Annotated in this window: 10 protein-coding genes; 7 read left to right on the forward strand and 3 right to left on the reverse strand. The window is 65.8% G+C overall.

Annotated elements, in window-relative coordinates:
- The 7 genes from VN419_RS03665 to VN419_RS03695 form a co-directional block, all read left to right on the forward strand.
- A partial coding sequence (locus VN419_RS03665; protein WP_325644551.1) for an SCO family protein occupies positions 1-726 on the forward strand: 726 nt, incomplete at its 5' end.
- A 96-nt stretch (positions 727-822) separates the two neighbouring features.
- Positions 823-2,442, forward strand: a complete 1,620-nt coding sequence (gene ctaD, locus VN419_RS03670) for a cytochrome c oxidase subunit I (protein WP_325644553.1) — start codon at positions 823-825, stop codon at positions 2,440-2,442.
- The gene (locus VN419_RS03675; protein ID WP_325644555.1) at positions 2,435-3,073 is read left to right on the forward strand and encodes a cytochrome c oxidase subunit 3 family protein; all 639 of its coding nucleotides are present in this window, start codon (positions 2,435-2,437) and stop codon (positions 3,071-3,073) included. Before ctaD ends, VN419_RS03675 begins: the two co-directional genes overlap by 8 nt.
- Positions 3,074-3,089: 16 nt before the next feature.
- Positions 3,090-3,431, forward strand: coding sequence for a cytochrome C oxidase subunit IV family protein (locus VN419_RS03680; RefSeq protein ID WP_325644557.1), 342 nt, complete (start codon positions 3,090-3,092; stop codon positions 3,429-3,431).
- A gap of 9 nt (positions 3,432-3,440) precedes the next feature.
- Positions 3,441-4,748 (forward strand): cytochrome c oxidase subunit II, encoded by a 1,308-nt coding sequence (coxB, locus tag VN419_RS03685; protein ID WP_325644559.1) that lies wholly within the window; start codon positions 3,441-3,443, stop codon positions 4,746-4,748.
- Positions 4,745-5,620 carry a UbiA family prenyltransferase gene (locus tag VN419_RS03690; protein WP_325644561.1) on the forward strand — a complete coding sequence of 292 codons (876 nt, stop codon included), beginning with the start codon at positions 4,745-4,747 and terminating at the stop codon, positions 5,618-5,620. Before coxB ends, VN419_RS03690 begins: the two co-directional genes overlap by 4 nt.
- A gap of 59 nt (positions 5,621-5,679) precedes the next feature.
- Positions 5,680-6,111 carry a DUF4079 domain-containing protein gene (locus VN419_RS03695; protein ID WP_325644563.1) on the forward strand — a complete coding sequence of 144 codons (432 nt, stop codon included), beginning with the start codon at positions 5,680-5,682 and terminating at the stop codon, positions 6,109-6,111.
- A gap of 49 nt (positions 6,112-6,160) precedes the next feature.
- Here VN419_RS03695 and VN419_RS03700 read toward each other — a convergent pair whose 3' ends face one another.
- Genes VN419_RS03700 through VN419_RS03710 form a run of 3 tightly spaced genes read right to left on the reverse strand, consistent with a single transcriptional unit; the run spans position 6,161 to position 8,744 of the window.
- A complete protein-coding gene (locus VN419_RS03700) occupies positions 6,161-7,024 on the reverse strand; it encodes a class I SAM-dependent methyltransferase (protein ID WP_325644565.1) in 864 nt (287 codons plus the stop codon).
- A 25-nt stretch (positions 7,025-7,049) separates the two neighbouring features.
- Complete coding sequence (locus VN419_RS03705; protein ID WP_325644567.1) at positions 7,050-7,781, reverse strand: PilZ domain-containing protein; 732 nt, start codon at positions 7,779-7,781, stop codon at positions 7,050-7,052.
- Positions 7,782-8,744, reverse strand: coding sequence for a flagellar motor protein MotB (locus tag VN419_RS03710; protein ID WP_325644569.1), 963 nt, complete (start codon positions 8,742-8,744; stop codon positions 7,782-7,784). It abuts the gene before it with no gap.
- Between the last annotated feature and the right edge of the window lie 32 nt (positions 8,745-8,776).

The following is an 8,776-nucleotide window of genomic DNA, read 5'->3' on the forward strand; positions in this document are numbered from 1 at the left end:
GACCCGGCCACGGGCGTGACCGAACACATCGGCGCCATGGCCGCCCTGGACGTGGAGCTCTTGGCCGAGGACGGCACCCGCCTGCGTCTGGCGAGCCTGGTGGACAAGCCGACCATCATCGCGCCGGTCTATTATTCCTGCCCCAACGAGTGCAACGTGCTGCTCGGCACGCTGTCCTCGGTGCTGCCCCAGGTGGGCCTCAAACCCGGCGTGGAGTACCAGGTGCTGGCCGTAAGCTTCGACGACCGCGACACCCCGGCCACGGCCACCAAGCGCAAGGGCGACTTTTTCAACGCCGGGCTTTCCACGGGTCTGGCGGGCTTTCCGCCCATGGCCTGGCGCTTTTTGACCGGCGACGAGAAGAACGTGCGCAAGCTCATGGATTCCGTGGGCTTCGGCTACCAACGCGCGGGCGACGCCTTCCAGCACTCCATCGCCCTCATCGTGCTCACGCCCTCGGGCAAAATCTCGCGCTACCTCTACGGCATCCGGCCCCTGGCCTTCGACATCGCCATGGCCGCCACAGAGGCCGGAGCGGAAAAGACCGGGCTCTCGGTCAAGCGCGCCATCTCCATGTGCTACACCTACGACCCCCAGGGCCGCAGGTACGTGTTCGACTTCGTGAAGGTGGCCGGAGCGGGCGTGCTCGTGGCCATCGGCATCTTCGCGCTTTTCCTGGCCTTTGGCGGCAAGAAGCGCGGCGCGCCCCCGCCTGAAGCCAAGTAGGCGGCCAGGCAGCTCTCCGGCAAGAAACTCAGGCCAGGCCCAAGGCCCTGCCGCCCCCAGGCGGCGCACGGCCGGCACACGCGAACGGGAGACCATATGGACCACACTGACGATCCGCAGGCCAACGCCTTTTACACACCGCACGGCAAGGGCGGCGTGGCTTCCTGGATTTTCTCCACCGACCACAAGCGCATCGGGCTCCTGTACCTGAGCCTCATCCTGGCCATGTTCGCGGCGGCTACGGTGCTGGGACTCATCATCAAGCTGAAGCTGATGACGCCGGGCAGCACGCTGCTTACGCCGCAGCAGTACAACGCCATGTTCACCCTGCACGGGGTGATCATGATCTTCCTGGTGGTCATACCGAGCGTTCCGGCCAGCTTCGGCAACATCTTCCTGCCCCTGCACATCGGCGCGAACGACGTGAGCTTCCCCAGGCTGAACAACTTCTCCTGGTGGCTCTACGTCATCGGCGCGCTCCTGGCCCTCACCAGCATCTTCACGGGCGACGGCGCGCCGGACACGGGCTGGACCTTTTACGTGCCCTTCAGCGAGCGCACCACGACCAACGTCAGCGTGGCGGTCATCGCGGTGTTCATCCTGGGCTTCTCCAGCATCCTGACGGGCTTGAACTTCATCACCACCGTGCACCGCCTGCGCGCGCCGGGCATGACCTGGCGCAAGCTGCCGCTGTTCGTCTGGTCCCTGTACGCCACGGGCTGGATTCAGGTGCTGGCCACGCCGATCCTGGGCATCACCGCGCTGCTCATCTTCGCCGAGCGCGTGCTCAAGCTGGGCCTGTTCAACCCGGCCCAGGGCGGCGACCCGCTCTTGTACCAGCACCTGTTCTGGATCTACTCCCACCCGGCGGTCTACATCATGATCCTGCCGGCCATGGGTGTGGTCTCCGATATGTTTCCGGTGTTCTCGAAGAAGAACATCTTCGGCTACAACATGATCGCCTTTTCGAGCCTGGCCATCGCCTTCGCCGGGTCACTGGTGTGGGCGCACCACATGTTCACCAGCGGCATGAGCGACACGGCCGTGCTGGTCTTCTCCTTCCTCACCTTCGTCGTGGCCATCCCCTCGGCCATCAAGGTCTTCAACTGGCTGTCCACGCTCTACAAGGGCTCCATCAGCCTGGACCCGCCGCTCTTGTTCGCCCTGGGCTTCATCTTCATGTTCTCCATCGGCGGCCTGACCGGCCTGGTGCTGGGCAGCGCGGGCACCGACATCCACGTGCACGACACCTACTTCGTGGTGGCGCACTTCCATTACGTCATCTTCGGCGGCACGGGCCTCGGCATGTTCGCCGCCATGCACTACTGGTTCCCCAAGGTCTTCGGCCGCATGTACGACTTCGGCCGCGCGGCCTGGAGCTTCTGGCTCATCCTGATCGGCATGAACGTTTTGTACTTCCCCATGTTCATCATGGGCTTGCAGGGCATGCCCCGGCGCTACTACGACTACCTGCCGCAGTACGCGCCCATGCAGATGGTCTCCACCTGGGGTTCGTGGTTCCTGGCCGCCGGGCTCATCCTGATGTTCTGGAACCTTTACCAGGGCTGCCGCTATGGTCCGCGCGCCAACAAAAACCCCTGGGGCGGCGCGACCCTTGAATGGACCCTGCCCTCCCCCCTGCCGCACGAGGCCTTCCACCACGACCCGGAAGCCCCGGAACCGTACGACTACAAGGGGGTGAATCCCGATGGCTGAGCACGCGCCCGAGATGTCGCCTGAAATGGCCGCCCCTGTGATGCACAAGGACTACCATGCCTCCAAGATGGGCATGTGGCTCTTTCTGTTCACCGAGATCCTGCTCTTCGGCGGATTGTTCCTGCTCTACGCCAGCTACCGGGCCAAGTTCCCCCAGGCCTTCCACGAGGGCGGCAAGACGCTCGACGTGTTCATCGGCGGCTTGAACACCGTGGTGCTCATCACGTCGAGCCTCACGGTGGCGCTGTCCATCACCGCGCTCAGGCGCGGGGCCCTGGTGTTCTGCCAAAGCCTCTTGGCCTTCACCGTGGCCTGCGCGGGCGCGTTCATGGTCAACAAGACCATCGAGTGGAGCGCCAAGTTCCACCACGGGCTCATCCCCGGCTCGGAGCACATGGCGCAGCTGCCCCACGGGCAAAGCGTGTTCTACGGGCTCTACTTCGCCATGACCGGCCTGCACGGCATCCACGTCATCATCGGCGCCTCGGTGCTCGTCTGGGTCATGCTGCTCATCAAAAAGGGCAAGGTGACGGGCGAGGACTACGTGGTGCTCGAAAACGCCGGGCTTTACTGGCACATCGTGGACCTGGTGTGGATCTACCTCTTCCCCCTGTTCTACCTCATCTCCTAAAACGACGGGGGCGCACATGACCGACACCCACGCAACGCAGCACACCACGCAGCACACCCTTGAAGGCCACGGCCAGGACCACGAACACCAGCCCCTGGGCTACCGCTTCCTCACCCTCATCTGGGTGGGGCTCATGGCCCTGACGGTCATCACCGTGGCCGTGTCCAAGGTGGACCTGGGCTACATGAACGTCATCGTGGCCATGGGCGTGGCCAGCATCAAGGCCAGCCTGGTGATCTTCTTCTTCATGCACCTGAAGTACGAGAACTGGATCATCAAGGGCATGGTGCTCACGGCCTTCATCATTCTGGCCATCGCCATCGGACTCACGTTCGTGGACGTGGGCTACAGGTACTAGGGGCAGGCCATGGAACCGAAACTCGTCAATGTGGTCCAGGCGGTGGACAACACCTTCCTGCTGATCTTCGGCATCTCCGCCCTGCTCATGCTGGGCATCACGGCGGCCATGATCTGGTTCGTCATCCGCTACAGCCGCAAAAGAAACCCCAATCCGGCCACCTTCCACGGCAACTTCTGGGCCGAGGTCATCTGGATCGTGGTGCCCACCCTGCTGGTCATGGGCATGTTCTATTCCGGCTGGCACAGCTACCGCGCCCTGCGCGACGCGCCCGAAGGGGCCATGGAAGTGAAGGTGACCGCGCGCATGTGGTCCTGGGACTTCGAGTATGAAAACGGCAAGCACAGCGGCACCCTGGTGGTGCCCGTGGGCAAGCCGGTGAAGCTGGCCCTCACCTCCACCGACGTGCTGCACGGCTTCTTCGCCCCGGCCTTCCGCCTCAAGATCGACACCGTGCCCGGCATGACCACCTACGGCTGGTTCCGGGCCGACAAGCCCGGCGAGTTCGTCATCTTCTGCTCGGTGTACTGCGGACTGCAGCACGCCAAGATGCTCACGTCCATCAAGGCCGTGAGCCAGGAGGAGTATGACCGCTTCCTGGCCGAAAAGGGCGCGGGCCTCGGCCATCCGGGCAAGGCCCTGCTGGACGCCAAGGGCTGCCTGAGCTGCCACAGCCTGGACGGCAGCGCGTCCATCGGGCCCAGCCTGAAGGACGTGTGGGGCCGCGAGGTGGTCCTCGTCAGCCCGGACAAGAAGGAAAAAAAGCTCAAGTACGACGCCGCGAGCCTGAAAATGATGATCATGGGCCCGCGCACCGGCGTGGTGAAGGGCTTCGACCCGATGATGCCCGCCTACGCCGACCAGATCACCCCGGACGAGCTGACGCTCATTCTGGACTTCCTGGAGCGTGGCGATTCCGCAGCGGACGGCCCCGAGGCCGGGCGCGCCGTGGCCGACGCCCAGGGCTGCCTGGGCTGCCATTCCACGGACGGCTCGGACATCGCGGGCCCGAGCTTCAAGGGCATGTTCGGCAAGAAGGGCTCGGCCACAGATGGGGCCAAGGTGGACAAGGCCTATGTCGAGTCCGTGCTCAAGGACCCCTCCGGGCGCATCGGCAAGCCCTCGGCCATGCCGCCGTACCCGGGCCTGTCGGACGCCGAACGCGGCGTGCTGCTGAAGTTCCTGGAGTCCCTGGGCGAGGCGGCCCACGCCGCACCGGCCGGGGCCCCGGCGGACATGCCCGGCCACGGGGTCGCGGCGGGCGGCGGCAATGACAAGCAGGGGAAAGACATGAAGCCCCACACGGAGCACAAGTGAGCGTGAGTTTCAACGACATGGCCGCGCTCTGCCGGCCGCGCATCGGGCTCTTGGCCGCGGCCGGGGCCTGCGCGGGCTTTCTCTTCGCCGGGCCCGCCGTGGGCCGGGCGAACGCGCTGGACCTGGCCCTGGCCGCCGCCGGGGCCTTCCTGCTGTCCTGCGCCGCCTCTGCCCTCAACCAGATGCAGGAGCGGCCTGAGGACGCGCGCATGGAGCGCACCAAAAACCGGCCCCTGCCGGCGAAACGCCTGGACATGAACAGCGCCCTGGCCGTGGCCCTGGCCTGCCTGGGCCTGGGCCTGCCCGCCCTGGCGCTGACGCCGGGCGGCATGGCCGCCGCGCTCTTCATCCCGCTTACGCTCATCATCTACAACGGCCTGTACACGCCGCTCAAGAAACGCACGTCCTTGGCCATGCTGGTGGGCGGACTGGCCGGGGCCTTCCCGCCGCTTCTGGGCGCGGCCGCGGCCGGGGCCGATCCCTTCGCCACGCGCGCCCTGCTGCTGGGCGGAGTGTTCTATGCCTGGCAGGTGCCGCACTTCTGGCTTTTCGCGCGTCTGCACCGCGCCGAATACGAGGCCGCAGGCTTCCACGTGCCCCAGCACGGCGTGGCCGAATCCCGCGCGGGCGCGGCGCTGGCCCTGTGGCTGGTGTGCTATGGCGCGCTGATGCTGCTCATTCCGGCCTTCGGGCTCATGGCGCAGCCCTTGTGGCAGGGGCTGGTGGCCGCCCTGGCCGTGGCCTTAAGCCTCGGCTCGTGGCCGCTGGTCTCGCGCCAGCGCCTGGGTTTCGCTCTGGTGAACGCGTCCCTGGTGCTGTTTTTGTGCTTCCTGGCGGCCGACGCCCTGGACATCCTGGGCCAGGCGGCCTGATCCGCCCGAACCGTCATCCCCCCTGAACCACCATCCCCCCGACCAAGGAGACCCCGACCATGATCATGTGGATACACCCCGTGCTGCAAACCATGGCCGTTTTGCTCTCGCTCTATGTGCTGTATCTGGGCTTCGTGCGCTTCCGCTTCGCGCACCTGGGGCACAAGGGCATCATCTTCCAATGGAAGCGCCACGTGGCCCAGGGCATCGCCGTCATGACCGTGTGGGCCCTGGCCTTCGTCATCGGCCTCGGCGCGGCCTGGAACAGCTGGCACGTGCTGGGCGTGACGGAACAGCACTACCAGCTGGGGCTGGCGATGCTGCCGCTCATCATCTTCGGCCTGGGGTCCGGCTTCGTCATGGACAGGGTGAAGGCCAAGCGCAGGCTGCTGCCCCTGGCCCACGGCGCGGTCAACGCGCTTCTGGTGCTGATGGCGCTGTATCAGCTCTACACGGGCGTCTTCATCCTGCGCGACATGGTGCTGGGCTAACTCGTCAGGCTTCGCCAGTCTGGCTTCCCCTGAGGCTACGGGCGCTCCGCTAGCACCAGGAGCCCACCAGGGGGTGCATGGGCGGCGGATTGTACACGTCGAAGGGCAGGTCCATGAGCTTGCGCAGGGAATCCACGCCCTCACAATTGTACGTCATGGGCGCGGGTTCGGTGATGAGATCGCCCTTGCCGCACAGGGCGATGATCTTGTGGGCGTAGAACACCGGCATGTAGGCGGCCACGCTCTTCGGATACTCCACGGCGTAGATGCGCTCCGGGTCGAAACCGGCCTGGAACTCCGCCGGGGGAATCTCCACCCGCCGCACCTCTCCCGAGGGCTTCAGCCGTTCGGGGGAAATGTCGTCCGGCACCTCCAGAAACAGCCCGTCTATGCGCAGCCCGCCGATGATCAGCAGCTCTATAAGGCTGACCGGGGTGTACCAGCGCAGGTGCCCGGAATGCCACAGGCCGTGGCCGTACGGAAACTTGCCGGACATGATCTCGTGCTGCAGCCGCCAGTGGTGCAGATTGGGCGTTGAGATGAGGTAGACGCACTTCTCCGAGCCCAGCGAACGGATCTTCTGCAGCGTGAACCAGGGGTCGTAGAGGTGCTCCACCACGTCGTGCATGATGATGTAGTCGAAGAAGCCCTGCCGTTCGGCAAAGACGCTGTCATCGCGCTCAATGTCCACATTCCAGAGGCCGTCGAACTCCTGCGCGGCCGTGCGGCTTTCGCCGGCGTCCATCTCCACGCCGTAGAGTTCCGTGCAGCCTTTGTCGCGCTTCAGGCGCAGCAAAAGCGCCCCGTTGCCGCAGCCGATGTCCAGGATGCGCGAGGCCCCTTGGGGAACCATGTTGTAGACATTGCGGCGGAACGTGCTGCCGGCGATGATCTTGTGGGCGTTTGCGTGCATGGTTCTCCCCCGGACTTCGATGCGGCTAGATGTATTCCGCGTCGCTCTCGCGCTGGCGGCAGCTGGACACGGTGCGCGCCACCATGCGCTCCAGGTAGCGGATGTCGCGTATCTCCATGTTGGTGAAGAACAGGCCGATGGTGGCCGAACCGCCGTCCTCGGCGGGCAGCAGGCTGCGGATGACGCCGTCGCCCGCGGCGTAGCCGGAGCCCAGGAACAGCAGGCGGAAGGGCACGCTCTGGCCCACGGCCAGGTCGGCAAAGGGCGCCTCCCCCTCGGCCACGCGCACGCGCGCGCCTCCGGCGGAAAAGTCCAGCAGGTCCGGGTGTTCGAAACCTTCCAGACGGATGACCACGCCCATGTCCTCGTCCACGGGCACGCGGTAGTGCATGCGCAGGCTGGTCTCGAAGAAATCGCCCGGCTTCGGAGCGGAAAAGGCCAGGGCCTCAATCGTCATGTCCTCGTGGAGAAAGTCGCTGCGCACAGCCAGCAGGCGCGCGGCGTAGCCGAAAGGACGCACCGTGCCGTTTTTGTCCTCGGCCAGCAACGCAATCTCGGCCTCGGCGCCGCTCACATCGCCGGGCACCGGGGGGTCCGTCTGCGCCAGGAACAGCACGTCCTCTTCCCGGGCCAGCACACGGCTCACGCGCACGTCGATGCGCTCGCGCAGGGCGTCCTTGTGCAGCACCAGAAAGACCGGGCTCTCCGGCGTCAGCGCCGGGTTCACGGCCTGTGCGGCTTGCTCTTCCGGGCTCATCTAGTGGCCTCCCTTGGCGGGCTTTTTGGCGTCTTTGGCCGGTTCGGCCTGCACGGGCTGGCGCACGCGGTCCACGGAGAGCATCTGCTCGATGGTGGCGTTAACCTCCTCGGCGATGTTCGGTTCCTTGGGCTTGGCCTTGCCCTCCGCGCCAAGGGATTCCGCCAGGCCGTCCTTGCCTTGCGGAGCGACGTAGTTGCGCACCAGGATGCTGATGCGGCGGTTGCGCGGGTCGGCGGGGTTGTCCGGGTAGAGCGGCTGGGTGGAAGCGAAGCCGGACACGCGGGCCAGGCGCTCCTCGGCCAGGCCGCCCTGTTCCAGGGCCACGCGGGCGCTGCTGGCGCGCGCGGTGGAAAGCTCCCAGTTGGTGTACCGGCCGCCGGAATAATTGACGGAGTCGGTGTGGCCCTCCACCTCGATCTTGTTGGGCAGGGCTTTGAGTTGCTGGCCGATGAACTGGATGGCCTTGCGGCCCTTGGCGGTCAGCTCCGGGCTGCCCTTGGCGAAAAGCGGGTCGTCGTCCCTGTAGCCCAGCTGGATGCGCACCCCGGCCTCGGTGACGTCCACCGAGATCTGGTCCTTCACGTCGGGCAGGTTCAGGTTCATGGCGTCCTGCAGGCGGCTTTTGAGCTGCTCCGGCTGGATGGCGGGCTGCTTGCCGTGCTCGGCCGCCTCGGTGAGCTGGTCGCGCTGGGGTACGGGCGGCTTGTCCTGGTCCGGGATCATGGCCCCGCCCTGGCGCGCATCCATGGCGCTCTGCTTTTCGAACAGGCTGAATTCCTTGAAATACTGTTCAACACCCGCGCGTTTTTCGGGCACAACCATGGAAAGCAGCCACATGAGCAGGAAGAAGGCCATCATGGCGGTCATGAAGTCGGCGTAGGCCACCTTCCAGGCGCCGCCATGGGCGCCGCCGTGGCCTTTCTTGCCCTTCTTGATGATGATCGGCCTGTTTTCAGCCACGGCGCTTCACTCCACTTTCCATTGCTTGGGCC

It is taken from the genome of Humidesulfovibrio sp., assembly GCF_035560995.1.
Classification (GTDB): domain Bacteria; phylum Desulfobacterota; class Desulfovibrionia; order Desulfovibrionales; family Desulfovibrionaceae; genus Humidesulfovibrio.

Bases quoted from the DNA above. Each gene is read 5' to 3' on its own strand.
- ctaD (WP_325644553.1), top strand. From the start codon at position 823: ATGGACCACACTGACGATCCGCAGGCCAACGCCTTTTACACACCGCAC.
- VN419_RS03675 (WP_325644555.1), top strand. From the start codon at position 2,435: ATGGCTGAGCACGCGCCCGAGATGTCGCCTGAAATGGCCGCCCCTGTG.
- VN419_RS03680 (WP_325644557.1), top strand. From the start codon at position 3,090: ATGACCGACACCCACGCAACGCAGCACACCACGCAGCACACCCTTGAA.
- coxB (WP_325644559.1), top strand. From the start codon at position 3,441: ATGGAACCGAAACTCGTCAATGTGGTCCAGGCGGTGGACAACACCTTC.
- VN419_RS03695 (WP_325644563.1), top strand. From the start codon at position 5,680: ATGATCATGTGGATACACCCCGTGCTGCAAACCATGGCCGTTTTGCTC.
- VN419_RS03700 (WP_325644565.1), bottom strand. From the start codon at position 7,024: ATGCACGCAAACGCCCACAAGATCATCGCCGGCAGCACGTTCCGCCGC.
- VN419_RS03705 (WP_325644567.1), bottom strand. From the start codon at position 7,781: ATGAGCCCGGAAGAGCAAGCCGCACAGGCCGTGAACCCGGCGCTGACG.